Genomic DNA, 550 nt, shown 5'->3' on the forward strand with positions numbered 1-550 from the left:
GCGTGGGCTCGGCCTGCTTCTTCAAGAAGCACCCGGGTCCCGGCAGCTCCGGGATAGTCACCATCGACGTCCCTGCAAGCGACGGCGGGACGGAGGAGTACTTCTACCTGGAGAGCGCCGCGGGGCTCGTGTCCGAGGCGCAGATGGACACCATGGAGTTCCACGTGTGGGGCAGCCGGGTGGACGAGCTCGAGCACCCCGACACGATGGTGTTCGACCTCGATCCCGACAAGGGCCTCGACCTCGAGCAGGTGCGCCGCGGCGTGCGCGACCTTAAGGGCCTCCTGGACGAATTGTCGCTCACGTCGTTCCTGAAGACGAGCGGGGGCAAGGGCTACCATGTGGTGGTGCCGTTCGAGCCCGCCTCGTCCTGGGACGCGTTCCGCCAGTTCGCGCGCCGCATGGCGCAGGTGATGGCCGAGAAGTGGCCCGACCGCTACACCAGCAACGTGCGCCTGGCCAAGCGCAACGGCAAGATATTCATCGACTGGATGCGCAACGGCCGCGGCGCCACGAGCGTGGCCCCCTACTCCCTGCGCGCGAGGTCGGG

Annotated in this window: 1 protein-coding gene; it reads left to right on the forward strand. The window is 68.0% G+C overall.

The annotated features are described in order from the left end of the window. A partial coding sequence (gene ligD / locus DMP11_RS10145; protein WP_235869452.1) for a non-homologous end-joining DNA ligase LigD occupies positions 1-550 on the forward strand: 550 nt, incomplete at both ends.

It is taken from the genome of Parvibacter caecicola (assembly GCF_003725335.1).
GTDB lineage: Bacteria > Actinomycetota > Coriobacteriia > Coriobacteriales > Eggerthellaceae > Parvibacter > Parvibacter caecicola.